The 26,106-nt window shown below is 65.0% G+C and carries 21 protein-coding genes; 11 read left to right on the top strand and 10 right to left on the bottom strand.

What is annotated here, in order from left to right; all coding sequences use genetic code 11:
- Nucleotide 1: 1 nt before the first annotated feature.
- A complete protein-coding gene (locus tag BMZ19_RS07670) occupies nucleotides 2-1,738 on the bottom strand; it encodes an FAD-dependent oxidoreductase (protein ID WP_090309309.1) in 1,737 nt (578 codons plus the stop codon).
- Nucleotides 1,739-1,998: 260 nt separating this feature from the next.
- Here BMZ19_RS07670 and BMZ19_RS07675 point away from each other — a divergent pair, with 260 nt between their 5' ends.
- On the top strand, nucleotides 1,999-2,997 hold the full coding sequence (locus BMZ19_RS07675; RefSeq protein ID WP_090309312.1) for an LLM class flavin-dependent oxidoreductase: 999 nt from the start codon (nucleotides 1,999-2,001) through the stop codon (nucleotides 2,995-2,997).
- A gap of 17 nt (nucleotides 2,998-3,014) precedes the next feature.
- On the opposite strand, the gene BMZ19_RS07680 is transcribed toward BMZ19_RS07675, so the two are convergent.
- Nucleotides 3,015-4,574, bottom strand: coding sequence for a sigma-54-dependent transcriptional regulator (locus tag BMZ19_RS07680; protein WP_090309315.1), 1,560 nt, complete (start codon nucleotides 4,572-4,574; stop codon nucleotides 3,015-3,017).
- A 275-nt stretch (nucleotides 4,575-4,849) separates the two neighbouring features.
- On the opposite strand from BMZ19_RS07680, the gene BMZ19_RS07685 reads away from it, so the two are divergent.
- Nucleotides 4,850-6,043: an amino acid aminotransferase gene (locus BMZ19_RS07685; protein ID WP_090309318.1), complete on the top strand. Its 1,194-nt coding sequence runs from the start codon at nucleotides 4,850-4,852 to the stop codon at nucleotides 6,041-6,043.
- Between the two features lie 190 nt (nucleotides 6,044-6,233).
- Here BMZ19_RS07685 and BMZ19_RS07690 read toward each other — a convergent pair whose 3' ends face one another.
- The 4 genes from BMZ19_RS07690 to BMZ19_RS22345 form a co-directional block, all read right to left on the bottom strand.
- Complete coding sequence (locus tag BMZ19_RS07690) at nucleotides 6,234-7,622, bottom strand: amino acid permease (RefSeq protein WP_090309320.1); 1,389 nt, start codon at nucleotides 7,620-7,622, stop codon at nucleotides 6,234-6,236.
- Nucleotides 7,623-7,920: 298 nt separating this feature from the next.
- Entirely contained in the window at nucleotides 7,921-10,389 is a 2,469-nt protein-coding gene (locus tag BMZ19_RS07695) for a VCBS domain-containing protein (RefSeq protein WP_090309323.1), read from the bottom strand.
- A 689-nt stretch (nucleotides 10,390-11,078) separates the two neighbouring features.
- Nucleotides 11,079-12,539 carry a sodium-dependent transporter gene (locus tag BMZ19_RS07700; RefSeq protein WP_090309326.1) on the bottom strand — a complete coding sequence of 487 codons (1,461 nt, stop codon included), beginning with the start codon at nucleotides 12,537-12,539 and terminating at the stop codon, nucleotides 11,079-11,081.
- Nucleotides 12,540-12,785: 246 nt separating this feature from the next.
- Nucleotides 12,786-12,923 (bottom strand): hypothetical protein, encoded by a 138-nt coding sequence (locus BMZ19_RS22345; RefSeq protein ID WP_170847716.1) that lies wholly within the window; start codon nucleotides 12,921-12,923, stop codon nucleotides 12,786-12,788.
- A 288-nt stretch (nucleotides 12,924-13,211) separates the two neighbouring features.
- Here BMZ19_RS22345 and BMZ19_RS07705 point away from each other — a divergent pair, with 288 nt between their 5' ends.
- Both BMZ19_RS07705 and BMZ19_RS07710 read left to right on the top strand, forming a co-directional pair.
- Complete coding sequence (locus tag BMZ19_RS07705) at nucleotides 13,212-14,537, top strand: MATE family efflux transporter (RefSeq protein ID WP_090309329.1); 1,326 nt, start codon at nucleotides 13,212-13,214, stop codon at nucleotides 14,535-14,537.
- Nucleotides 14,538-14,637: 100 nt separating this feature from the next.
- Nucleotides 14,638-14,883, top strand: a complete 246-nt coding sequence (locus BMZ19_RS07710; RefSeq protein WP_090309331.1) for a DUF2970 domain-containing protein — start codon at nucleotides 14,638-14,640, stop codon at nucleotides 14,881-14,883.
- A gap of 9 nt (nucleotides 14,884-14,892) precedes the next feature.
- On the opposite strand, the gene BMZ19_RS22785 is transcribed toward BMZ19_RS07710, so the two are convergent.
- Complete coding sequence (locus BMZ19_RS22785) at nucleotides 14,893-15,021, bottom strand: hypothetical protein (protein WP_280142146.1); 129 nt, start codon at nucleotides 15,019-15,021, stop codon at nucleotides 14,893-14,895.
- 143 nt (nucleotides 15,022-15,164) lie between these two features.
- On the opposite strand from BMZ19_RS22785, the gene BMZ19_RS07715 reads away from it, so the two are divergent.
- From BMZ19_RS07715 to BMZ19_RS07730, 4 genes are all read left to right on the top strand, one after another.
- Nucleotides 15,165-16,736, top strand: a complete 1,572-nt coding sequence (locus BMZ19_RS07715; RefSeq protein WP_090309335.1) for a GGDEF domain-containing protein — start codon at nucleotides 15,165-15,167, stop codon at nucleotides 16,734-16,736.
- Between the two features lie 87 nt (nucleotides 16,737-16,823).
- Nucleotides 16,824-18,413, top strand: coding sequence for a sensor domain-containing diguanylate cyclase (locus BMZ19_RS07720; RefSeq protein WP_090309338.1), 1,590 nt, complete (start codon nucleotides 16,824-16,826; stop codon nucleotides 18,411-18,413).
- 219 nt (nucleotides 18,414-18,632) lie between these two features.
- Complete coding sequence (locus tag BMZ19_RS07725; RefSeq protein ID WP_090309340.1) at nucleotides 18,633-20,291, top strand: nitrite/sulfite reductase; 1,659 nt, start codon at nucleotides 18,633-18,635, stop codon at nucleotides 20,289-20,291.
- Nucleotides 20,275-20,769 (top strand): DUF934 domain-containing protein, encoded by a 495-nt coding sequence (locus tag BMZ19_RS07730; protein WP_090309343.1) that lies wholly within the window; start codon nucleotides 20,275-20,277, stop codon nucleotides 20,767-20,769. Before BMZ19_RS07725 ends, BMZ19_RS07730 begins: the two co-directional genes overlap by 17 nt.
- 72 nt (nucleotides 20,770-20,841) lie before the next feature.
- On the opposite strand, the gene BMZ19_RS07735 is transcribed toward BMZ19_RS07730, so the two are convergent.
- The 3 genes from BMZ19_RS07735 to sohB form a co-directional block, all read right to left on the bottom strand.
- Entirely contained in the window at nucleotides 20,842-21,183 is a 342-nt protein-coding gene (locus tag BMZ19_RS07735; RefSeq protein ID WP_090309345.1) for a hypothetical protein, read from the bottom strand.
- 99 nt (nucleotides 21,184-21,282) lie between these two features.
- Nucleotides 21,283-22,278: a YhdH/YhfP family quinone oxidoreductase gene (locus BMZ19_RS07740; RefSeq protein ID WP_090309348.1), complete on the bottom strand. Its 996-nt coding sequence runs from the start codon at nucleotides 22,276-22,278 to the stop codon at nucleotides 21,283-21,285.
- Between the two features lie 27 nt (nucleotides 22,279-22,305).
- On the bottom strand, nucleotides 22,306-23,328 hold the full coding sequence (sohB, locus tag BMZ19_RS07745; protein WP_090309350.1) for a protease SohB: 1,023 nt from the start codon (nucleotides 23,326-23,328) through the stop codon (nucleotides 22,306-22,308).
- A 228-nt stretch (nucleotides 23,329-23,556) separates the two neighbouring features.
- Here sohB and BMZ19_RS07750 point away from each other — a divergent pair, with 228 nt between their 5' ends.
- From BMZ19_RS07750 to BMZ19_RS07760, 3 genes are all read left to right on the top strand, one after another.
- Nucleotides 23,557-23,871 (top strand): SCP2 sterol-binding domain-containing protein, encoded by a 315-nt coding sequence (locus BMZ19_RS07750; RefSeq protein ID WP_090309353.1) that lies wholly within the window; start codon nucleotides 23,557-23,559, stop codon nucleotides 23,869-23,871.
- 139 nt (nucleotides 23,872-24,010) lie between these two features.
- On the top strand, nucleotides 24,011-24,946 hold the full coding sequence (gene epsC, locus BMZ19_RS07755; RefSeq protein ID WP_090309355.1) for a serine O-acetyltransferase EpsC: 936 nt from the start codon (nucleotides 24,011-24,013) through the stop codon (nucleotides 24,944-24,946).
- A 292-nt stretch (nucleotides 24,947-25,238) separates the two neighbouring features.
- The gene (locus tag BMZ19_RS07760) at nucleotides 25,239-26,105 is read left to right on the top strand and encodes an MBL fold metallo-hydrolase (protein ID WP_090309358.1); all 867 of its coding nucleotides are present in this window, start codon (nucleotides 25,239-25,241) and stop codon (nucleotides 26,103-26,105) included.
- Nucleotide 26,106: the final 1 nt, after the last annotated feature.

The raw sequence follows: 26,106 nt of genomic DNA on the forward strand, positions 1-26,106 counted from the left end.
ATCAGGACACTTTTTTCGCGTCCTTGATTTCCCTTACTTGCCCTGCCTGACTCAGGTGCATGCCCACGGCGTAGCCGAAGGTCAATGCCGGGCCAAGGGTGATACCCGCCCCCGGATAGTTACCGCCCATGATGCTGGTGGCGTCGTTGCCGACCGCATAGAGGCCGGCAATCGGCTGCTTGTCGGCACCCAGCACGCGCGAGTGGCGGTCGACCGGGATGCCGTCATAGGTGCCGATATCGCCAGGGACGATCTTCACGGCATAGAACGGGCCGTTCTCGATCGGCGCCACGCAGGGGTTCGGCGCGTGGTAGGCATCGCCCTGGTAGCGGTTGTAGGCCTTCGAGCCCTTGCCGAACTCGAGATCCTGACCGGTACGCGCCTGACGATTGAAGTTCTCCACCGTCTGCACCAGTTGCTTGGCATCGATGCCCGCGGTACTGGCCAGTTGCGCCAGAGTGCGCCCCTTGAGCAGGTAGCCGGACTTCAGATGGCGACCGATCGGCAACGGGAAAGGTGCAACGCAACCCAGACCGTAACGACGCAGGGTGCGGTGGTCGCAGATCAGCCAGGAGGCGACTTCATCCTCATGCTCACAGGCCTTGACCATCGCCTGCACATAGTCGTGGTAGGAGTTGGCCTCGTTGGTGAAGCGCTTGCCATGGCGGGTCACCGCGATCACCCCCGGCTTGGCGCGGTCGATGAAGTGCGGCATCACGCCCTGACTGCCGTCCTCGCGCTTGGTCAGCGAGACTGGCGCCCAGGCAGCCGGGTTCGGCAGGTGGGTATCCCCACGTCCGCCGATGGCCTCGAACATCTTCAGGCTGTCACCGGTATTGGTCTTCGGCGTCGGGCTCCAGTGTTCCATGCCGGTCGGTGCATGGGCATACAGTTCCTTGCGGCGGGCGATGTCATGGGGGAAACCACCCGCAGCCAGGACCACGCCGCGCGCGGCCTGGATGGTCACCTCACGACCGTCACGCAGGACCTTGGCACCGACCACCGCGCCCTTGTCCTGGATCAGCTCGTGCACCGGCGAGTTAAGCCACATCGGGATGTTCAAGTCGAACGCCGACTTGGCCAGTCGCCCGACCAGGGCGTTGCCGTTGGTCAGGGTCATCCCGCGACCCAGCTTGAAGGTCTGCCAGAGGTGCTTGGACAGGCGCTTGGTGGCGTAGACCGCGGACTCGACCGAGCGGGTGGCGCGCATGAAGTGCTTAATGTCGTTGCCCGAGCCGATCATCATGCCGAATACCGTCAGCTCCGGCAGCGGCGGTTCCAGCTCGTCCATGCGCTCACCCAGCTCACGGGCATCGAACGGCCGGGCGACCATGGAGCGCCCACCCTGGGCGGCCCCCGGCGCCTCGGCATGGTAGTCGGGGAAGGTCAGCGGCATGTCGAACTGCACGGCCGTGTGCTTGGTGAAGAAGTCGACCGCCTTGCCGCCGCTCTCCAGGAAGGCATCCACCCGCTCTTCGTTATAGGCACTACCGCCCTCGTGCTTGAGGTAGGCCTTGACCGCCTCAGGTGTGTCGGCATGACCCCAGGCCTTGCCCAGAGCGGTGCAGGGAATCCACAGCCAACCGCCCGAACGCGCCGAGGTACCACCGTAGGTGGCGCCCTTTTCGACCATCAGCACATTCAGCCCGTGGTACTTGGCGGTGATCGCCGCCGCCATACCTGCCGCACCAGTACCCACCACCAGTACGTCACAGCTGTAGGTTTCTTGTTGTGTCATGGAGTCCTCCAACCACTGCCGACCGTCCGCAGACGGCGCTTGTTGTTCACGCAGCCCATTCGGCTGCTCGGTGGAGGAAAACTAGCAGTATGTTAATCATTGTGCAATTGGTTTGATAAAGGATAATTTTAGTGAGGCACGTCCGTGTGACCACAGCCCTGCTGGCAAGGCCCACAAAAAAGCAGGCCGGCCAAGGCAACGCAGCCCTGCTGGGCTGCGGCGCATAGCCGCCGGCTTACCTGAATGACGAAGGAAAACTGATGAAATTTCTCTCTGAAGCCCGACTTTCGGCGCTGGATCTCGCCCCCATCACCGAGGGCGGCTCGGCCGGGCAGGCGCTGCGCAACTCCCTGGAGTTGGCGCAGCAGCTCGACAACCTGGACTTCACCCGTTTCTGGCTGGCCGAGCACCACAACCTCATCGATGTTGCCTGTGCGGCGACACCGCTGGTCATCGGCTACCTGGCGGCCAACACGCACAGGATCCGCGTCGGCTCGGGCGGGATCATGCTGCCCAACCACTCGCCACTGGTGATCGCCGAGCAGTTCGGCACCCTGGAAACGCTCTACCCCGGCCGTATCGACCTTGGGCTTGGCCGCGCTCCGGGGACCGATCAGGACACCTTGCGCGCCCTCGGCCGGGAGCCGGGCGATGGCTCCGAGTTCCCGCAACTGGTGGAGGAATTGCAGCATTTCCTGGCCGTCCCGAGTCCCGGACAGAGCGTGCGGGCCATCCCGGGCGCCGGCCTGGAGATTCCCCTGTGGCTGCTCGGCTCCAGCCTGTTCAGTGCCCATCTGGCAGCACAGCAGGGATTGCCCTTTGCCTTCGCCGCCCATTTCGCCCCGGATCACCTGCAGCAGGCCCTGCAGCTTTACCGCGCGCAATTCACGCCCTCGCCAGCGCTGGCAGAGCCCTATGTGCTGGTCTGCGTCAATGCCGTTGCGGCCCCCACGGCAAGCGAAGCCCGCTTTCTCGCCAGCACCGAGCAGCAGAAATTTCTCGGCCTGATCCGCGGCAAGCGCAGCCTGCTGCCGCCCCCCGTGGAGAACATGGACGAGCTGTGGAGCCCCGCCGAGGCCCACCACGTTCGGCGGATGCTGCGCGAGTCGATCGTTGGTGACCGCGAGCAGGTGCGCGAGGCTCTACAGGGGCTTGTGCAGAGAACGCAGGCGGACGAAATCATGATCAACTCGTGGATCTTCGATCAGCAGGCCCGCCTGCGTTCCTATCGAATCATCGCCGAAGCCTGGAAGGATTGAAGCCTCTGAGGCACGCCCTACCCCTTCTCCCCACCAATCCCGTACATGCGCAGCTTGTTGGCGATGGTGGTGTGCGACACGCCCAGGCGCTTGCCCAGCAGGCGGCTGCTCGGGTGCTCGCGGTAGAGGGTTTCCAGCACCACCTTCTCGAAGCGGCCGACGATCTGCTCGAGGCCGCCGTCGAGGCTGAATGCGCCCAGCGGCTGCGGAGTGTCGTAGTCCGGCAGGCGGATCTGTTCGGGCTTGATCAGCTTGCCGTCGGACAGCGACACCGCCTGGAACAGCACGTTTTCCAGCTGGCGCACGTTGCCCGGCCACTGATAGTGGCGCAGGCGTTCCAGCGCGCGCGGGGCGAGCTGCGGCAGCGGGCAGCCGATCTGCCGGCTGGCCTGGTCGATGAAGTGCGCTACCAGCGCATCCAGGCCGTCCAGGCATTCGCGCAGCGGCGGGATATGCAGCGACAGCACGTTGAGGCGGTGGTAGAAGTCGCGGCGGAATTCGCCGCGGGCGCACAGCTCGGAGAGGTCCTGCTGGGTCGAGCAGATCACCCGCACGTCGAGATGCACCTCCTCCTCGCTGCCGACCCGGCGGAAACCGCCATCCTGAAGGAAGCGCAACAGCTTGCCTTGCAGGCGCGGGCTCATCTCGCCGACGCTGTCGAGGAACAGGGTGCCGCCGGCGGTGAGTTCCAGCAGACCCAGCTTGCCTTCCGGGCGCGCGCCCTCGAAGGCGCCGGGGCCGTAGCCGAACAGTTCGGTCTCGGCCATCGACTCGGGCAGGCCGGCGCAGTTGAGCGCCATGAACGGCGCCTTGCCGCGCGGGCTGGCCAGGTGGCAGGCGCGCGCCAGCAGCTCCTTGCCGGTGCCGGTCTCGCCCTCGATCAGCAGCGGCGCATCCAGCGGCGCCATGCGCCGCGCCTCGCGGACCACCGCGGCGAGCACCCTGGAGCTCTGGAAGATGCTGTCGAAGCCGCGCAGCTCCTGGCGGCGCACGTTGTAGATGTGTTCGCCGATGCGGTCGGCGCGCTGCAGGGTGAGCACCGCGCCGGCCAGCGCCTCGCTGTCCTCGCCCTCGCTCTGCAGCGGGGCGATGTCGGCGAGGTAGACGTCGCCCTTGACCTTGACCCGCAGGCCGTTGATCCGCGCCTTGTTGGCGCGCACCAGCGCCGGGAGGTCGAAATCCTCGGTGTAGCGCGACAGGGCGATGCCCGGCACCTCGTCGACGCGCACGCCGAGCAGCTGGGCGGCGGCACGGTTGGCGGCGACGATCTGCCCGGCCATGTCCACCGACAGCACCGGGAACTCCAGGGCGCCGAGCAGCGCGTTGAGTTCGAGGGCGCGCCGCTCGCTGGGCATCAGGCCGACGCGCTGCACGCTGAACACGCCGGGAATCGCCTCGAAGCGCGGTCGCAGGGACTGCAGCTGCAGGTTGAACAGGTTGGGGCAGTTCAGATAGATGGCGTTGCCCTGCTCGCCGCCCACCTCGCCACGGGCGACGTTGACGCCGTAGTCGACCAGCAGGTTGAGCATGTCGCGCAGGATGCCCACGCGATTCTGACAGTGAACCTTGAGACGCATGTAAGTGCCCGTCTTGTGCTTGTTGTCGGGTCGCAAGCGCCTGACGGCGCATTCTTTCGTCAAGAATATGTGACAAATACTGGCCACGGAAGGGCCTCCAAGTCGCTGGCGGCCGGCGGCTTGCGGTTTTTCGTAACGAAAACATGACGCGCACGCCGGGGCAGCTGCGGCCGCCTGCCACAGGGAGGGCTGCGGACGGCCGGCCGCTGGGGTATCCATGACGTTCGACAGCCGCATGACATGGCGACCCCGCTCGCCACCGCAGAGGAACTTCCATGAGTCATTTCCAGCCTGTTGCCCGGGTACCCGGCGACCCGATTCTCGGCCTGATGGACGCCTACCGCGCCGATCCCAGCCCGGCCAAGCTCGACCTCGGCGTCGGCGTGTACAAGGACGCCCAGGGCCGCACGCCGATCATGCAGGCGGTCAAGCACGCCGAGCAGCGCCTGCTGACCAGCGAGACCACCAAGAGCTACACCAGCGGCCACGGCGATGCCGCGTTCGGCGATCTGCTGCTGCAACTGGTGCTCGGCCAGGATTCGCCGCTGCTGGCTGGCCAGCGCGCCGGCACCACCCAGACTCCGGGCGGCACCGGCGCCCTGCGCCTGACCGCGGACTTCCTCAGCCACTGCCTGCCGGGGCGCGGCATCTGGCTGAGCGACCCGACCTGGCCGATCCACGAGACCATCTTCGCCGAGGCCGGCCTCAAGGTCGGCCACTACCCCTACGTCGGCGCAGACAACCGCCTCGACGTGGCCGCCATGCTCGCCGCGCTGGAGCAGGTGCCGAGCGGCGACGTGGTGCTGCTGCACGCCTGCTGCCACAACCCCACCGGCTTCGACCTGTCCCATGACGACTGGCGCCAGGTGCTGGAGGTGGTGCGCCGCCGCGAGCTGCTGCCGCTGATCGACTTCGCCTACCAGGGCTTCGGCGACGGCCTGGAGGACGACGCCTGGGCGGTGCGCCTGTTCGCCGCCGAACTGCCGGAGCTGCTGATCACCAGCTCCTGCTCGAAGAACTTCGGCCTGTACCGCGAGCGCACCGGCGCGCTGATCGTCTGCGCCGCCGACCACGACAAGCTGCTCGACGTGCGCAGCCAGCTGGCTTCGCTGGCGCGCAACCTGTGGTCGACCCCGCCAGCCCACGGCGCCGCAGTGGTCGCCACCATCCTCGGCGACGCCGCGCTGCGCACCGAATGGCAAAGCGAGCTGGACCTCATGCGCGACCGCGTGCTGCGCCTGCGCCTCGGGCTGGTCGAGGCGCTGCAACCGTTCGGCCTGGCCGAGCGCTTCGCCCACATCGCCGCGCAGCGCGGCATGTTCTCCTACACCGGCCTCAGCCCGGAGCAGGTGCGCCGCCTGCGCGACGAGTCCAGCGTGTACATGGTCGGCAGCGGCCGCGCCAATGTCGCCGGGCTCGACGAGCAGCGACTGGGCGAGCTGGCCGCGGCCATCGCCAGAGTCTGCTGAGAGCCGGCTCACGATCTGCTGCGCGTCGGCCATGCTGCGTTGAAATCGGTTTCGGAATGCTCATTTGCACCCAGCAAACTCCGCTTCCTCAACCGATTTCGCCTTGCCTGGCTCTAGCTCGCGAGATCGTGAACAGGCTCTGACTCCCGCAATGCAACAGGGCGCCTTCTGGCGCCCCGCTCTCCCCCCTTCAGCGCCGCGCCGCCAGCGCCAGCTTCAGCCGGTAGCCGATCCAGATCAGCAACAGCCAGCCCGGAATCGCATAGACCGACAGGTTGATCCCCGGGATCTGCAGCATCACCCCGAGAATCAGCAGCACGAAGGCCAGGCACAGGTAGTTGGCGAACGGATACCAGAACGCCGGGAAGCCCGGCTGTACCCCTTCGCGCACCTTGCTGGCGCGGAACTTGAGGTGCGAGTAGCTGATCATCGCCCAGTTGATCACCAGCGCCGACACCGCCAGCGACATCAGCAGCTCCAGTGCGCCGGTGGGCAGCAGGTAGTTGACCAGCACGCCGAACAGGGTGATCAGCGCCGACAGGCCGATGGCCAGCACCGGCACGCCGCGCCGGTTGAGGCGCAGGAACACCCGCGGCGCATCGCCCTGCTCGGCAAGGCCGTAAAGCATGCGGCTGTTGCAGTACACGCCGCTGTTGTAGACCGATAGCGCGGCGGTCAGCACCACGAAATTGAGGACGTTCGCGGCCGCGTCGCTGCCGATCAGCGCGAAGATCTTCACGAACGGACTGCTGCTGTAGGGATCGCCCGCGGCATTGAGGCTGGCCAGCAGCGAATCCCATGGATACAGGCAGAGCAGCACGCTCAGCGCGCCGACGTAGAAGATAAGGATCCGGTAGACCACCTGGTTGATCGCCTTGGGGATCACCTTGCGTGGCTCGGCCGCCTCGGCGGCGGTGATGCCGACCAGCTCCAGGCCGCCGAAGGAAAACATGATGAAGGCCAGCGCCATCACCAGACCGGCAATCCCGTTGGGGAAGAAGCCGCCGTGCGCCCACAGGTTGCTGACCGTGGCCTGCTCGCCACCGGCGCCGCTGACCAGCAGGTACAGGCCGAGGACGATCATGCCGACGATGGCCACCACCTTGACGATGGCGAACCAGAACTCGGCCTCGCCGAACAGCTTCACGTGGGTCAGGTTGATCGCGTTGATCAGCACGAAGAACGCCGCCGCGGTGGCCCAGGTCGGCACCTCCGGCCACCAGAACTGGATGTACTTGCCCACCGCGGTCAGCTCGGCCATGCCCACCAGGATGTACAGCACCCAGTAGTTCCAGCCGGACAGGAAGCCCGCGTAGCTGCCCCAGTACTTGTGGGCGAAGTGGCTGAACGAGCCGGCCACCGGCTCCTCGACGATCATCTCGCCGAGCTGGCGCATGATCAGGAAGGCGATGAAGCCGGCGATGGCATAGCCGAGGATCATCGACGGCCCGGCGGTCTTCAGCACCCCGGCCGAGCCGAGGAACAGGCCGGTACCGATGGCGCCGCCCAGGGCGATCAGCTGGATGTGGCGGTTCTTCAGACTGCGCCGGAGTTCGCCCGGGTGCAGGTGGGTATCCATGGTCGGTACGGCCCTCTGGAATGGAAAAGCGACGCCGCGGCAGCCTCGTGAGCCGGCGGGTCAGGATGATTCACGTCGGGTGAACGGATTGCCTGTGCCGGCTGGCATCAAGCATGGTCGAGCACGGCCGTTTTCACACGGCCGGCGCACTGTAGCCCGGCGCGAAGGGCGCGCAGTATAGCGGCGACGTGGAGGGGACAGAAACCGGCGGGGGGCGCCAAAAAGAACCCCGGTCTCCTTGCGGGAGACCGGGGCTCGCAGGCTTGAACCATCCCCGAGGCTAGGGGGACGGGGTGGATCAGATGATATCGCTGGTAGTGAACTCGCCTGACAGGTTCACCCCTGTCAGGACGAGCAGGCTGTCACCGACATCGACCGCACCACTGTCGTTTTCGTCGATGACCAGCCAGCCGTTACCGGACCCCGCTGCGTTCCAGGCCATGTAGGCATCATTGGCGCCTGCACCGACGGCCAGTACAGCGTTGGCCGCGGAAAGGAAGGCGTCGAAGTCCGCCAGGCCCGCGCCATTGGCGATGGTGACGTTGCCTGCCACCTGGGAGGTGGCGATCACGTCATCAGCTGTAGTGAAGTCAGCGATGGTGTCGGCGGCCGCCAAGGTAATGCCGGTGTCGCCGGAGGCGAACGCGAAAGTGTCGATACCACCTCCACCATAGAGAATGTCGACGCCTGCGCCGCCGTGAATGGTGTCGTTCCCATTTTGGCCAAAGACGGTATCGTTGCCTGAGCCGGCCAGGATGATGTCTGCGCCATTTCTGCCATAGATGATGTCGTCCCCGGTGCCGAAGTCGAAACCACTATCGGGCAAGCTCTCAGCGGCATTGGTCCCGGTAACGATGCTGAAGGTTTCGTTGTAGGTAGCTGCGCCTTGGCTTACCTGAATGGTTACTTCATAAACACTGTCTCCAGCCAAACCCGCCGCAGCACTGGTGCGGAGTTCTCCGGTGCTGGCGTTGACCGAGAACAGTGCTGTCGCATCATCAGCGATCAGCGTATCGTCCAGTGCCCCCACTTTAGCGCTGACCAGGCTATAGCTGTACGCACCGCCATCATCCGGGTCGGCAGCTGCGGGTACGCCGATGTCACCGATCTTCGTATCCGCTCCGGGTATCCCGTTGCCATTTGCAAATGACACTGCAGCCAGAGCAAGGTCGCGTGGCGCATCGTTGGCGCCCGTAATGTCGATGGTGATGGTCTGGCTGTCCGAAGCCGCGCCGTCGGCCGAAGCCGTCACATTGAACACCACACTCGGATCGGAGCCCGCTTGCAGGGCCTCGATCGCGCCATCGTTGGCCACGAACTTGTAGGCACCGGTGAGGCTGTTCAGGTATATCGTGCCGTAGGCGCTGCTGGTGTTCTGCAGGTCAAACCCCGCGGTCTTTTCCGCCCCGTCCGGTGTCGCACTGCTGCCGTCCAGGGCAAAGGCGAAGCTGCTGTCGCCGTCGCGGCTGGTCACGCTCAGGGTGCCGGTCAGGTCGGCAAAGGTGTCGTCCGCGGCCGTGTCCTCATACGCGACGACCACCGCCGCCACCTCCGGCTTGTCTTCCGCACCATCAAGGGTGATCGTCAACATTTGGGTTGCGGTGGCACTGGAGCCGTCAGCCACCTTGAGGGTGAAGCTCTCGCTGGTGCTCGCTTCGAGTGCTTCGATCGCCGTATCGAGGGGGACGAACTCATAGGCGCCGCTGGCGTTCAGGTACAGCGTGCCGTGGCTACCCACCAGCTTCTGGCTGTAGCTGTTCAGGCCTACGGTGTAACTGCCGGTCTCCACGCCCACGTCATCGATCGAGTAGGTCGCCGTTTCGCCACTGTCGCGGTCTGCCGTCGACAGCGTGCCGGTCACGTTGGTGAAGCCGTCATCCTCTGCGGTGTCGGTGTAGGTGTGCGCAGTCAGCGTGGCCGAGAGTTCCGGCGTGTCATTGAAGCCGTCCAGGGTGATGGTGATCGTCTGCGGCGCGCTGTCGGCAACGCCATCCGAGGCATGGACCACGAAGTCCACTGTCTGGGTGGTCTTCAGGGCCTCCACCGCACCGTCGTCGGCCACGAACTTGTAGTCGCCGCTCGTCGTGTTCAGGTAGAAGGTGCCGTAGGCCGAACTCTTCTGAACATTGAAGCCTGCATCCTTTTCCGCACCGTCGGAGGTAACCGAGGAGTCGGACAGCGCAAAGGTCACCGTGGCGCCGTCGGGGTCCGCACCGCTCAGCTGACCGGTCACGTCGGCATAGGTGTCGTCGGCTGCCGTGTCGGTCACCGTGCCGCCACTCACGACCGCCAGGGTCGGAGCCTGGTTGCTGCTACTCAACAGGGTGCCGCTAGAGTCCACGAACTTGCCGTCGCCACTGAGCGAACTGGTGCTGGTGGCGCGGACGCCGATCGTCAGTAACGCCGGATCTGTTTCGAGCAAGGATGTGAGCGCAGGGGGGAGTTGCAGTGCATCCAGCGAGAGCGTTATCGACTCTCCTGCGGTGAGGTAGCTTGCCTTGGCTTCGCCCTCGGAGCCGAGTCCCGTGCTCGACACCTTGTAGTAGTCGTCCCAGGTGATGCCGATGCCGTTCAGGTTGAGGCTGCTGTCCGATTTCGTGAGCGTGGTTGCTCCCTCAACGGTTTTGTCTCCATCCGAGAACCAGAGAGCATTGAGATCCATTGATCCCGATATGCAGGTCACGGTGAAATTGGTGCCATCAAAGACAACCGTGAACTGCAAGCCGGACTCGACGGATCCGAAATCCCACTGATAAGAATCGCTCATGATCACCCCCTCAAAATTGAAATTTCAGCGCGTCGGAAAACCTTTTCCTCGCCCCCTTCCGCGAATCCCTGAATCAGGAGCCAGCGGATACGGAGCACAGGCTTTTCGAGTAGCCCAGCGGAACTGCAAATTTCTTGATCAGTACAGCCAGAACGAGGAGGGCCGTCATCGCCCAAAGGCCGCTGCTGGGAATCATGCCAACGCTCATTGAAACCTCCGTCCCTGTGACCGTTGCGGTCATTATTTTCGCGATATGGCTTTCGATCCCAGTGGATTCAGTGACGCTCGGGGCACCGGCAGCGGGAGGCTTCAGCACGGCATGCCGATCTTCCGGCTACTGATCTATGCTGAATCCACCGCAGTTCTTGCGACACAAGCGGACTTGAACCTCCCCTCTGAAAAAGTAGCCCACCGCGAGAGAATCGCCGTTAATTTGGCGAATTCCTATCAATCAATCACACTTTCAACCATAACTGACGCCTACCTGGCGTTCCCGTGGATCATCTGGGTGACCCTGCCCCCTGTCGCTGCACACAGCCAGCCGAACCAACGGTCTCCGCTGCACCGGCAATGCGCCGCCACTGATGTGCCTCCCAAAAGCAAACGCCCCGAACAAGGTCGGGGCGTTTGCGAAGGCCGCTGCCTTCTGCTTTCACAGCGTGGCAGGGGCGGGACAGAACCGCGCGGGATCAGCGCACGGCGAACTCCAGGCGCACGCGCGGGGCGAGTACCTCGCCGAGGATGGCCAGCACGCCGATGGCGCCGGCGATCCAGTACCAGCCGGCAAGCGGATCGAAACCCAGCCAGCCGAGGGCGTTGAGGAACACCACGAGGATCAGCACCGGGCTGACGTAGCGGACCATGAACAGCCACAGGGCGTAACCGACAGTCGGCAGCTGCAGCTCGTCACGCATGATCTCGCTGCGCAGGCAGTAGCCAACCAGGATGACCATGAGGATGCCGCCCAGGGGCATCATCCAGCGCGAGGTGACGTAGTCGAGGATGTCGAAGAAGTTCATGCCGAACAGCTTCCACTCGGCGCCGACGTTGAACGACAGCATGGCCAGCATGCTGATGACGATCAGCACCGCGCCGGAGGCGATGGACGCCTTGATGCGGCTGACGCCGTGCTTCTCGTTGAGGTAGGCAACGGTCGCCTCGATCATCGAGATGGCCGAGGTCAACGCGGCGACCGAGACCATGGCGAAGAACAGTACGCCGAACAGGGTGCCGAACGGCATCTGCTGGAAGGCCAGCGGCAGGCTCATGAAGATCAGCCCCGGACCGGCGCCCGGGCTCATGCCGTTGGCGAAGATCACCGGGAAGATCGCCAGGCCGGCGAGCAGCGCCACGCAGGTGTCGGCGATGGCGACCACGAAGGTGGTGCGGGCGATCGACTGGCCGTCCGGCAGGTAGGAGCCGTAGGTGAGGATCGCGCCCGAGGCCAGGCTGAGGGTGAAGAAGGCATGGCCGAGGGCAGCCAGGAAGGCTTCGCCGGTGACCTTGCTGGCATCGAAGGTGAACAGGAACTCGAAGCCCTGGCTGAAGCCGCCGCTGGTCAGTGCATAGCCGACCAGGATCAGCAGCATCACCGCCAGGCCCGGCATCATCCAGCGCACCGAGCGCTCGACACCGGCCTGCACGCCCTTGCCGACGATCCACAGGGTCAGCAGGGCGACCACGATGCTCCAGCTGCCGAGCAGCCAGGGGCTGGAGTTGTGCGACTCGAACACGCCGGCCAGCGCGTCGACGCTGGTGGCGGCCAGGGAGCCGTCGACCATCTTCCACGTGTAGGCGAAGGCCCAGCCGGCCACCACCACGTAGAAGCACAGGATCAGGAAGCCGCATAGCATGGCCATGCCGCCGACGGCCTTCCAGAGCGGATTGCCGTTGTTCTCCTTGGCCACCCGGGCGATGGCGTCCAGCGGGCTGCCGCGGCCGCGCCGACCCAGGGCGATCTCGGCCATCATCACCGGGATACCGATGGCGAGGATGCAGCCCAGGTACATCAACACGAAGGCACCACCGCCGTATTCGCCAGTGATGTAGGGGAATTTCCAGATATTGCCCAAGCCCACTGCGGAGCCGGTTGCAGCAAGGATGAAGCCCCAGCGGGACTGCCAGAGGTTCTTCGGTTTTTCACGGGTCATACGTCACCTGGTTTGTTCTTGTCTGTGACGGAAAATCACCCACCGGGCTTGTGGCGCGGCGGAATCTGCAAGGCGGTTTACCTTAGGTTCATGGCGCGTCGGGCTGCACCTCCGCTCGGCTGGCACGAGGCCTCGGCAGATCGGCAGCGCCCGACGAACGCCACGCTGCGTGGGTACGCAAGGGGGTCACAGGCGAAGCGGCGGGCATTGTACACCGACCATCACGGTCGGAATTGGCGGCCAGACTCATGCGCCGAACACCCGGTCGGCCAGGTATCGCAGCGAGTGGCCGCTGCGTTCGGCGGGCGCTGCGCTGTACTCGACGAAAGCGAAGTCGTCGGTGTCGATGGGATTGTGCTGCTCGATCTTGCTCAGGGCGTTCATGGCGCCTCCACCTTGTTGTTGTGCGCAAGCCGCTGGCGCGGCCTGGATGGCTGCATATCACCCTGTGTCGCCATGCTGAACAAGCCGCCCGCGCCACCATGGCGGCCCCAGCAGATACGTTGAAGTGGCACGTTTTCATTACAGCCACCCTGAGCGCGCGGAACTCCGCGTTCACACCCTGCAGTGCGTAACGAATTTGTTACAACCGAATGCGCAACCGAGCCGACCGGTCATGCCTGTGGCTTCTGCGGTAAACTGCCCGCCCCCTCGCCTGAGACCTCCACACCCATGCTCGAGCGCCAGCGCCTGCGCCAGATTCTCGTCCTCGGCCTGCCGATCATCGGCGGCATGCTCAGCCAGAGCCTGATCAATCTGGTGGACGCGGCCATGGTCGGGCATCTGGGCGAGACCGCCCTGGCCGGCGTGGGCATCGGCAGCTATGCGAACTTCATGGCCATCGCCCTGGTCATGGGCCTCGGCTCCGGGGTGCAGGCGTTGGTGGCGCGCCGGCGTGGCGAGGGGCGCCTGGATCAGGTGGCCACGCCGCTCAACGCCGGCCTGCTGCTGGCCCTGCTGGTCGGCCTGCCGCTGGGGCTGCTCTGCTGGCTGGCGGCGCCCTGGATCATCGGCCTGCTGGCCTCGGACCCCGAGGTCGCCGCCATTGGCGAGGATTACTTCCAGTGGCGGGTGCTGGCAGTCTGCGCGGTGGGGCTGAACTTCTCCTTCCGCGGCTTCTGGAACGGCAGCCACCGCTCCGGCATGTACCTGCGCATCCTGCTCGGCATGCACCTGCTCAATGCCGCGCTGAGCTACTGCCTGATCCACGGCCTGCTGGGCCTGCCGGCGATGGGCGCGGAAGGCTCGGGACTGGGCACCTGCATCGCCCTCTATCTCGGCTCGCTGGTCTATACGGTGCAGACCTGGCGGGTGGCGCGCCAGGGCGGTTTCCTGCGCCGCCGGCCGAAGGCCATCGAGTTCCGGGTGCTGCTGCGCCTGGCGCTGCCCAACTCGCTGCACCAGTTCCTGTTCGCCACCGGCATTACCCTGCTGTTCTGGATCATCGCCCAGATCGGTACCGCCGAACTGGCGGTGGCCCATGTGCTGATCAACCTGACCCTGCTGCTGATCCTGCCGGCCATCGGCCTGGGCATGGCGGCGACCACCCTGGTCAGCCACAGCCTCGGCGAGGGTGATGTCGACGCCGCCCACCGCTGGGGCTGGGAGGTGGTACGCATCGCCGCCCTCGGGCTGGCCCTGCTGGGCGTGCCGTTCTGGCTGTTTCCTGCCGAGATCCTCGGCCTGTTCGTCAACGATCCGGCGTTGATCGAGCTGGGTACCCTGCCGCTGCGCCTGACCGGGCTGGGCATGGTGCTGGATGCCGGCACCCTGGTGCTGACCCAGGCGCTGCTCGGCGCCGGCGCCAGCCGCACGGTGATGGCAATCAGCCTGGGCAACCAGTGGCTGGTGCTGCTGCCGCTGACCTACCTGATCGGCCCGGTGCTGGGCTACGGTTTGCTGGCGATCTGGAGCCTGTACATTCTGCAACGCGGGATCATTTCGGCGATCTTCGCCCTGATGTGGCAACGCCGCGGCTGGGCGCGGATCGAGCTTTAGTCACCCGCCGCTTGCGCAGTCGCCGCCGGCAGACAAAGCTTGTAGAAAACCAAGCTTGTGACAGACTAGGCTTGTGGCAATCACCGCTGCGGAGTTCGCCATGAACGACAGCAAACAACCCGCCGACCAGCAGGACGCTGACGCCCGGCCACTGACCCTCAAGCAGATGCTGCACAGCGTGCTGGCCGCCGCCCTCGGCGTGCAGAGCAGCAAGAACCGCACCCGCGACTTTACCCACGGCAAGCCCAGCCACTTCATCATCTTGGGCCTGCTGTTCACCGGTCTGTTCGTGCTGCTGCTGTTCGCCTTGGTCAAGCTGGTGCTGCACCTCAGCGGTGCCAGCTGACAATGGTTGCTACTGCTGACTGACCCACACCAGCGCCGTGACCACCGCGATCAGGATCAGGGCCAGAGCGGCCCGCGCATCCACCGTGCTGTCTGCCGTGTTGTCCGCCGTTTGCGGCTTGTGGTACTGGTTCACCATGACGTCCCCCTCGACTTGCCTATCCAGCAGTCAAGCCGCTAATCCGGACAAACTCAAGGCGCCCTCTCGCCCTGCGTGGCCAGCGGGATAACATGCTAGGATTTGCCAAACACATCACAAAACAATACCGGCGGCATCGCAACATGCACCTCCCCTCCGCGTTCAGGCTCGATCTGCGTCGCCTGATACTGCTGTTTGCGGTGACCACGGCCTTGCTCACACTGGCGAACACCTTCTATGCCAGCTATGTGACTCAGCGCGACCTGCTGATCCGCCAGACCCTGGAAACCAATCGGGTCTATGCGGCCAAGCTGGCGGACAGCACCGAGGGCCTCCTGAATCTTGCCCGCCAGCAACTGGCCTACAGCGTGGCCGTACTGGCGCCGGTCTTCGACCAGCCGCAGAAGCTGATGGCGGAAACCGAACGACTCAAGACCCAGACCAGCATCTTCAACTCGACCTACGTGGTCAGCGCCGATCGCAGTCTGCTGGCGATCTCGCCGCAGGCGCTGGCCAAACCGGGCAGCGTGGTCAACAGCGACGGCGCGCGGGAAGCCGTGGCCATGCGGCAACCGCTGGTCAGCCAGCCCTTCGTGTCGGTCATCGGACGCCTGGTGATCGCCGTGTCGCACCCGGTGTTCGCCACCGACGGCCGCTATCTCGGCTATGTCGGTGGCTCCATCTACCTGCGCGAGCGCAGTGCCCTCGACGTCCTGCTCAGCGACCACCACTACCGCGACGGCTCAGGCCTGTATGTGGTCGATCGGCAACGGCGCATCCTTTATCACCATGATGCCGAACGGATCGGCGAAGTCATGCCAGGCAACCCGGTCATCGAAGCGGCGATCAGCGGCGATGCGGGTGCGCAGCGGGTGACCGATACCGATGGGGTCGACATGCTCACCGGCTACGCGTCGGTCACCAGCACCGGCTGGGGCATAGTCGCGCAACGCCCCACCGAGGCCACCCTGGCCAAGCTGCATGGGCTGATGCTGGAGATTCTGGGCAACAGCCTTCCGGTGTCGCTGTTGACCCTGCTGTGCATCTGGTGGCTGTCCCGGCTGATTGCCCGACCGCTCTGGCAACTGGCCAGCAGCGCCCGGCAGATGGACTCGCAGCCGGCCGCGGAACAGATCCGCCAGGTCAGCTCCTGGTATTTCGAGGCCGCCGAACTCAAACGCGCCATGCTGGCCGGACTCGCCCAGTTCAACCACAAAATCGGCCAGCTCAATCACGACACGATAACCGACCCGCTGACCGGCCTGCTCAACCGCCGCGGCATGCTGGCGCGACTGGAGCAATGGCAGGCCGGCAACCGCCCCTTTGCGGTCATCGCCATCGATGTCGACCACTTCAAGCAGGTCAACGACAGCCTCGGCCATGACGCCGGCGACCAGCTGCTCCGCCAGCTGGCGCAACTGATGGAGCAGGTGGCGCGCAGCAACGACGTGCTGTGCCGCAATGGCGGCGAAGAATTCATGGCCCTGCTGCCGGAGACGTCCCTGGCGGATGCCTGTGCGGTGGCCGAGCGCCTACGCCAGTGCGTGGCCGACAGCCCGATCCCGGAGGGCATGTCGGTGACCATTTCCCTGGGCGTCGCCCACTGCCCGCTGAGCAGCGCCGGCATCGAGCATGCGCTGAAACAGGCGGACCAGGCGCTGTATGTCGCCAAGCACCAGGGGCGCAACCGGGTGGTGACTGCTGGGGCCGCGTGAGCGGCGTGCCCATCCCCAGTGGGAGCTTGAGATGGTTAATGTGTTAAAGTCTCGCGCCTTCCACGCAATGAACTCACCGGCGACGCAATGCCTTCACCCAGATTTCACCTGCGCTTCGACCTGCGCCGTCTGATCCTGCTGCTGACCATCACCACGGCCCTACTCACCCTCGCCAACACCTTCTATGCCAGCTACCTGGTGCAGCAGGACCTGCTGATCCGTGAGAGCCTGGAGGCCAACCGTGTCTATGCGGTGAAGCTGGCCGAAACCACCGAGCACTTTCTCGCCGGCAGCCGGCAGCAGCTAGCCTTCAGCGCCAGCCAGTTGTCCGAGCGGATGGACGACAGCACCGTACTGACCCAGGAAGTTGACCGCCTGCGCCTGCAGACCGCCAACTTCAACTCGGTGCTGGTGGTCGACGCCACAGGCACCGTGCTGGCCACCTCGCCGCAGACCTTGCAGCTGGTAAGCCGCCAGCTGAAGAGCCCCGGAGCTCTGCAGGCGCTGCGCGAGCAGCGGCCGCTGATCAGCGCCCCCTACATCTCTGCCGCCGGCAACCTGGTGGTGAACATTTCCCATCCGATCCGCGATCGTCAGGGCCACTACCTCGGCTATCTCGGCGCCAGCATCTACCTGCAGCAAAACAATATCCTCTACAACCTGCTCGGCGAGCACCACTACAAGGACGGCTCCTACCTGTACGTGGTCGACCGCGAGGGTGGCCTGCTCTATCACCCCGATCCGGCCAGGATCGGCGAAGTAGTGCACGGCAACCCGGTGATCGAGGCGGTAAACCAAGGTCACACCGGCAGCCAGAGGCTGGTCAACTCGCGCGGCGTGGACATGCTGGCCGGCTACGCGCCGGTCACCAGCACCGGCTGGGGCGTCGTCGCCCAGCGCCCCACGGCCAGCGTCCTGGCCAAGCTGGAAAGTCTGATGCTCGGCGTACTGCGCAACGCCATCCCCTTCTCGCTACTGAGCCTGCTGGCCATCTGGGGACTGGCGCGCCTGATCGCCCAGCCGCTGAGCCAGCTGGCCAACACCGCCCGGCAACTGGACTCGCCGGCGGCCAGCGAGGAGCTCGGCAAGGTACGCTCGTGGTATTACGAGGCGGCCCAGCTCAAGCGCGCCCTGCTCGCCGGACTGACCCTGCTGCAGCAGAAGATCGGCAAGCTCAACCTCGACAGCCTGACCGACCCCCTCAGCGGCCTACTCAACCGCCGCGGCCTGCAGATCACCCTGGAGCAATGGCGAGCCCGCGAGCAGCCCTTCGCCGTTCTGGCCCTCGACATCGACCACTTCAAGCAGATCAACGACAACCACGGACACGAGATCGGCGACCAGGCCATTCGCCACCTTGCCGACCTGATGCGCGAGTGCTCGCGCCGCGACGATGTGCTGTGTCGCTCCGGCGGCGAGGAATTCATCATGCTATTGCCCGGTACCGGTCTGGAGGGCGCCTGCCTGACCGCCGAGCGCCTACGCCTGCGCACCGAGGCCAGCGAAGCGCCGGGCGGCATACGCTTCACCGTCTCGGCTGGCGTCGCCCACTGGCCTGCCTGCGGCCAGACAGTGGAGGGCATCCTGCAACTGGCCGACCAGGCGCTGTACCGGGCCAAGCGCGAGGGACGCAACCGTGTGGGCCGCGCCGAGGAGCAAGTCGCTCCTCTGGCGTGACGGACCGTAGCCGGGCTTGGGCGATTCAGCCGGGCTATAAATCTATTTTGGTTATGTACTTATAGTTATTCTTCACTTTGTTGCATAAGAGCGAGCTGCTATCGTGCCGCCACTCCCTCGGAGTGCGCCGCAGTGCGCGCCGCCGATGCCCCGCGCGGGCCACCGGATGCCCCGCAGAGGGCAGCGGCCACCGCTGACAGCCTGAGAGCAGACCATTACATGTACGTATACGACGAATACGATCAACGGATCATCGAGGAGCGGGTCGCGCAGTTCCGCGGCCAGACCGAGCGCTACCTGGCCGGCGAACTGGGCGAAGAGGAATTCCGCCCGCTGCGCCTGCAGAACGGCCTGTATATTCAACGCCACGCGCCCATGCTGCGCGTCTGCGTGCCTTACGGTCTGCTCTCCGCTCCGCAGTTGCGCATGCTCGCCAAGCTGGCCCGCGACTACGACAAGAACTACGCGCACATCAGCACCCGCCAGAACGTGCAGTACAACTGGCCGAAGCTGGAAGACGTGCCGGACATGCTCGCCGAGCTGGCCAGCGTGCAGATGCACGCCATCCAGACCAGCGGCAACTGCATCCGCAACGTGACCACCGACCAGTTCGCCGGCGTCGCCGCCGACGAGGTGATCGACCCGCGTCCGTGGTGCGAGATCATCCGTCAGTGGGCCACCTTCCACCCGGAATTCGCCCACCTGCCGCGCAAGTTCAAGATCGCCGTGAACGGCTCGGCAGCCGATCGCGCCGCCATCGAGGTGCACGACATCGGCCTGGAGCCGGTGCGCAACGCAGCCGGCGAGCTGGGCTTCCGCGTACTGGTCGGCGGCGGTCTCGGCCGTACCCCGATCGTCGGCAGCTTCATCAATGAATTCCTGCCCTGGCAGCACCTGATTACCTACCTGGAAGCCATCCTGCGCGTGTACAACCGTTACGGTCGCCGTGACAACAAGTACAAGGCGCGGATCAAGATCCTGGTCAAGGCGCTGACCCCGGAAGTGTTCGCCGAGCGCGTCGCTGCCGAGTGGGCGCACCTCAAGGATGGCCCCGCCACCCTGATCCAGGAAGAACTGGACCGCGTCGCCCAGCACTTCGTCGATCCGGCCTACCAGGCCCTGGAAGACCAGAGTGCCGCCCTCGCCGCGCTGGATGCCGAGCACCCGGGCTTCGCCCGCTGGCGCTCGCGTAACGTGGTCGCCCACAAGAAGCCGGGCTACGCCGCCGTCACCCTGTCGCTCAAGCCCACCGGCATCGCTCCTGGCGACGTCACCGACCAGCAGTTCGACGCCATCGCCGACCTGGCCGAGCGCTACAGCTTCGGCGAGGCGCGCACCAGCCACGAGCAGAACATCATCCTCGCCGACGTCGAGCAGTCCAAGCTGTTCACCCTGTGGGGCGAGCTGCGCGAACTGGGCCTGGCCACGCCGAACATCGGTCTGCTGACCGACATCATCTGCTGCCCAGGCGGCGACTTCTGCTCGCTGGCCAACGCCAAGTCGATCCCGATCGCCGAAGCCATCCAGCGCCGTTTCGACGACCTCGATTACGTGTTCGACCTCGGCGAAATCGACCTTAACATCTCCGGCTGCATGAACGCCTGTGGCCACCACCACATCGGCAACATCGGCATCCTCGGCGTCGACAAGAAGGGCGAGGAGTTCTACCAGGTGTCGCTGGGCGGCGAAGCCGGCCGCAATGCCAGCCTCGGCCAGATCCTCGGCCCATCCTTCGCCCAGGATGACATGGCCGACGTGATCGCCAAGGTCATCGAGGTTTATGTGGAGAAGCGCAATGAAGAAGAGCGTTTCATCGATACCTTCCGCCGTATCGGCATCGATTCCTTCAAGGAGCGCGTCTATGCAAAGAATCATTAAGAACGGCGAGGTAATCGACGAGCGCTGGCACCTGCTGCCGGTCGACGCCACCCTCGACGGCATTTCCAACAGCGACGACCTGATCGTGCCGCTGGCTCTGTGGCTGGAATCCAGCCACGCCCTCAAGGTGCGCGACGGCGGCCTGGGCGTGTGGCTGCAGAGCCACGAGCAGATCGAGGACATCGTCGACGACCTCAAGTACTTCCAGGTCATCGCCCTCGACTTCCCCGCCTTCACCGACGGCCGCCACTTCTCCAGCGCCCGCCTGCTGCGCGAGCGCTATGGCTACCAGGGCGAGATCCGCGCCATCGGCGACGTGCTGCGCGACCAGCTGTTCTTCATGCAGCGCTGCGGTTTCGACGCCTTCGCCGTGCGCCCGGACCGCGACCCGTACGATGCGCTCAAGGGCCTGTCGGACTTCTCGGTGACCTACCAGACCGGTGTCGACCAGCCGCTGCCGCTGTTCCGCCGTCGCTGAGGCCGCCCGCCGCACCAACAAAAAGCCCCCGCTCATGAGCGGGGGCTTTTTTACGTCTGACGCAGCGAAAACTCAGCGATTCAGCTGCTCGTACAGGTAGTCGGGAAGCGGATCGATGACGATTTCCTGACCCTGATAACGGCCCTTGACCGACTCCAGGGGAATCACGCCGTGCGGCACACCGCTCTTGTCGTCCAGCTGCTGGGCGGCGCGGTAGTCGATGACGCAGCCTTCCGCCTCTACCCAGAAGTGCGGATAAACAACCTTGTCTTGCAGCTCCAGACGCCCCAGCATCACCCGATACGGGATGTGCTTCTTGGCCAGGCGGGTCACCACCAGACGGCTGACGCCATCGCCCGCGGCCTTGGTGGAATCCAGATCATCAAGCAGGTTCTTTAGCTGGGGATCGTTCACGAGCACTGTCCTCGGTGGACCGGTTTTGATGGTGCATATCTTAGACTAAGGTCTAAGGAATATGAATAACATCGAAACAATTTTCTGCTCGCAACCGCTTCAGTCGACCCGCACCAGCACGCGGCCCACCATGCGCCCGGCGAGGATGCGCTTGATCGCCTCCGGCAACTCCTCGAGGCCGATCTCGTGGCCCAGCTGCTCCAGGCCCTCGAGCTTCCACGGACCGGCCAGCTTCTGCCACATCGCCGCCTTGACCGCGCGCGGCAGCTCCACCGAGTCGATGCCGAGCAGGTTGACCCCGCGCAGGATGAACGGCAGCACCGAGGCAGTGGCCATCGCCGCGCCGGCGGTCAGCCCGCAGCAGGCCACGCTGGCGCCGTACTGAAGCGACTTGACCACGTTGAACAGGAGATCGCCACCCACCGAATCCACCGCACCGGCCCACTGCATCTTCAGCAGCGGCTTGTCGGCACCGTCGAGCAGCACGGCCCGGTCGATGATCTGCTGCGCGCCGAGCCGGTGGAGGAACTCGACCTGCTGCAGCTTGCCGGTGGAGGCCGCCACGGTGTAGCCGAGGCGGGTCAGCAAAAGCACCGCGACGCTGCCCACCCCCCCGCAGGCCCCGGTGACCAGCACCGAGCCGGCGCTGGCATCGAGACCGACATGCTGCAGCTTTTCCACGCACAAACCGGCGGTGAGACCGGCGGTGCCCAGCAGCATGGCTTCGCGTGGGCTCATGCCGGCCGGGCAACGCACCACCCAGGCGGCCGGCACGCGGATGTACTGGGCAAAGCCACCGGAGGTATCCATGCCCAGGTCATAGCCGGTGACGATCACCTCGTCGCCGGGCTGAAACTCGCTGGAGGCGGACTCCACCACCTCGCCGGCCGCATCGATGCCGGGCGTTTGCGGATAGTGACGGGTCACCCCGCGGGCGCCGGTGGCGGACAGCGCATCCTTGAAGTTGAGCGAGGAGTAGCGCACGCGAATCAGCACCTCCCCCGCGGGCAGTTCGGCGAGATCGCGCTCGATCACCTGTTGATCGAATACCCCTGGGCGACTTTCGGTGACCCACAGGGCCTTGAAACGGCTCATCATCGACTCCTTGCTGCGAAAACGGGATTACTGCCAGAAACGCGGCTGGGAAAGACGGCTCCACCAGCGCAGCAGCACGGTGTCGAGCACCAGGCTGGTGGCCAAGCCGACGCGTTCCTGCAGGCTCTTCTTCTCGTGGTAGCGCAGCTGGAACAGCTCGACGTGCTGGGCACGCTCGGACAGGTACTCATCACTGGTCTTCAGCTCGTCGACCAGCCGCATGCCCAGCGCCGCCTGGCCGAGCCAGACCTCGCCGGTGGCGACCTCGTCGATGGCCAGCTGCGGGCGGTAGCGGGCGACGAAGTTCTTGAACAGTTCGTGGGTGATGTCCAGGTCTTCCTGGAACTTCTCCCGGCCCTTGTCGGTGTTCTCGCCGAACACGGTCAGGGTGCGCTTGTACTCGCCGGCGGTGAGCACCTCGAAGTCGATGGCATGCTTCTTCAGCAGGCGGTGGAAGTTGGGCAGCTGCGCCACCACGCCGATGGAGCCGAGGATGGCGAAGGGTGCGGCGAGGATCTTCTCGCCGATGCAGGCCATCATGTAGCCGCCGCTGGCGGCCACCTTGTCGACGCACACGGTCAGCGGCACGCCGGCCTGGCGGATGCGCGCCAGCTGCGAAGAGGCCAGGCCGTAGCTGTGCACCATGCCGCCGCCGCTTTCCAGACGCACCACCACTTCGTCCTGCGGGGTGGCCAGGGTCAGCAGCGCGGTGACTTCATGGCGCAGGTGCTCGCCGGCCGAGGCCTTGATGTCGCCGTCGAAGTCCAGCACGTAGACCCGCGGCTTGTGGCCGGCAGCCTTCTTCTCGGCCTTCTCGGCCTTGGCCTCCTGCTTGCGCAGCGCCTTGAGCTGCTCCTTGTCCAGCACGCCATCCTGCAGGCGGTCGCGCAGGCTCTTGTAGAAGTCATTGAGCTTGTGCACTTCGAGATGCCCACCGGCGCGCCGCTCGCGTTGGCGCATCACGGCAATGGCGACCAGGACGATGAGGATGGCCGCCAGCACGGTCGCTGTCCTGGCCAGGAAACCGGCATACTCGACAAGAAACTCCACGGATTCTCCTTGGATGGCGAAGGCGCTCCACAGCGAGCGTCAATGGGCCAAGCATACCGGCGCAGCCCGATGGCGGCCAGCCGCAGGCGCTGGCGCGGGGGCCCGGTGGCGATTCAAACGCACGTATGCCTGGCCGTTGACAGCCCACGGGGCGCCCCATACGCTCGCTGGCATGAAGCCGCCTGCCGCCGGCACGAACTCACCTCCGCAATTAGTAAGGACGAAATCATGAGCAGCGTCGCCAAAGTCATCGAAACCATGCAGTCTCGCTTCAACGCCAGCGCCGCTGCGGGTCTCGACATGGTGTTCCAGTTCAATATCGAGGACGCGGAAAACTACTACCTGAGCATCAAGAACGGCACCTGCACCCTCACCCCCGGCGATGCCCCGTCGCCCAGCGTCAGCCTGATCATGAACAGCGACACCCTCAAGGGCATCCTCAAGGGCGAGATCAGCGGCATGGAGGCCTTCATGGGCGGCAAGCTGCGCACCGAAGGCGACATGATGCTGGCCCTCAAGCTGGGCGAACTGTTCCCGTCCTGACTGCCGCCGAAGTCCACGAAACCGGAGCCCATGCTCCGGTTTTTTTTCGCCTACCATTACTGCATGGACGAGTCAAGGAAAGGAGTGCCACGACGGCTTCCCACCCCACGTGGGAACCAACGACCCTTCGGGAGGCAACATGACCGATCAGCACTTGAAGCTGGCAGCTTTGCGACAGGACGGCTGGCAGTTGGAAAACATTGTCAAAAGATTGCGAGCCGTTCGCTGCGAATGGCTGGCCCAACATGGCCGCAGCAGCGAGCCGGACGAACGCGAGCTGCCGTCGAGCAAGATCATGGCCGAGGTGGTCGAGACTTTGTCGGGCGCATTGTTTCCCATGCTCCTGGGACCGCCCGACCTGCGCCAGGAAAGCGAGGATTTCTACGTCGGGCATACCCTGGACGAGGCGCTCAACTCCCTGCTGCAACAGGTATGCCTGGAACTGGGTCATGGTTTGCGACCGAGCCTGGAGATCGAGCGACAGGCTCGACGCATCGTGCAGGACTTTGCCCTGACGCTTCCCGAACTGCACCGACTGCTCGACGACGACGTGATGGCGGCCTTTCGCGGCGACCCGGCAGCGCGCAGCGTCGACGAGGTACTGCTGTGCTATCCCGGAATCAGGGCCATGATCCACCACCGCATCGCCCATCACCTGTTCAGGGACGGGCTACCGCTGCTGGCGCGGATCACCTCCGAGCTGGCGCATTCGGCCACCGGTATCGACATCCATCCGGGCGCACAGATCGGCCGCAGCTTCTTCATCGACCACGGCACCGGCGTGGTCATCGGCGAAACTGCCGTGATCGGTGAACGGGTACGCATCTACCAAGCGGTGACCTTGGGCGCCAAGCGTTTCGAGGCCGACGAGGCAGGTCAGCTGATCAAGGGCCAACCGCGCCACCCTATCGTTGAAGACGACGTAGTGATCTACGCCGGGGCCACCATTCTCGGGCGTATCACCATCGGGGCAGGCTCATCCATCGGCGGGAACGTCTGGCTGACTCGCAGCGTGCCTCCTGGCAGCAACGTCACCCAGGCGAACGTACAAAACCAGGTGGGCAACGCGGGGTAGTCGCATGCAACGAACCTTCCGGCCCGATCTAGCCGTGATCACTCAGTAGGTTGTTCATCCGGGGCATAAACCAGTACACCAGGAGCCCCGGATGAACCTCTGACATCGCCCCCCCCTCACCCCATACCCCCTGCAAACCACGCCGCCTGGCATCTTGGTCCACACTGAAGGGCCAGGATATTGGCCGCCTTTGAATATACGAATTAATTCTATGCATAGAACCAAAATTAGCAGTAGGCTTTAGGAACGATATACCCCGCCGGGTATCCAGCCACGCACGGAGAACCGTCCCATGAACGCCCATGTTGAAGCCTTCTTCGATCCTGCCACCTTCACCTACAGCTACGTGGTGAGCGATCCGCACAGCCGCCAGTGCGCCCTGGTCGATCCGGTGCTGGACTACGATCCCGCCGCCGGACGTACCTCACACCACAGCGCCGACCAGCTGATTGCCTACGTGCGCGAACATGGCCTGACGGTACAGTGGATCCTCGAAACCCACGTGCACGCCGACCACCTCAGCTCCGGCCACTACCTCAAGGAACAGCTCGGCGGCACCCTGGCCATCGGCGACCACATCACAGTGGTACAGAACACCTTCGGCAAGCTGTTCAACGTCGAGCCGGAGTTCACCACCGACGGCCGCCAGTTCGATCACCTGTTCCACGACGGCGAGACCTTCCAGGTCGGCGGCGTCGAGGCCCGCGCGATACATACCCCCGGGCACACCCCTGCGTGCATGACCTACCTGATCGGCGACGCCGCCTTCGTCGGCGATACCCTGTTCATGCCCGACTACGGCACCGCCCGCTGCGACTTCCCCGGCGGCGACGCGCATGCCATGTACCGCTCGATCCACGACAAGCTGTTCGCCCTTCCGGACGACACCCGGGTGTTCATGTGCCACGACTACAAGGCACCGGGTCGCGAGGAATATCTGTACGAGACGACCATCGGCGCCGAGCGCGAGAACAACGTGCACATCCACCAGGGCATCGGCGAAGAGCAGTTCGTCGCCATGCGCAGCGCCCGCGACGCCACCCTCGGCATGCCGACGCTGATCCTGCCCTCGGTGCAGATCAACATGCGCGCCGGTGAGCTGCCACCGGCCGAGGACAACGGTACCCGCTACCTGAAGATCCCGCTCGACCTGCTCTGAT

This window comes from Pseudomonas linyingensis, from assembly GCF_900109175.1.
GTDB lineage: Bacteria > Pseudomonadota > Gammaproteobacteria > Pseudomonadales > Pseudomonadaceae > Geopseudomonas > Geopseudomonas linyingensis.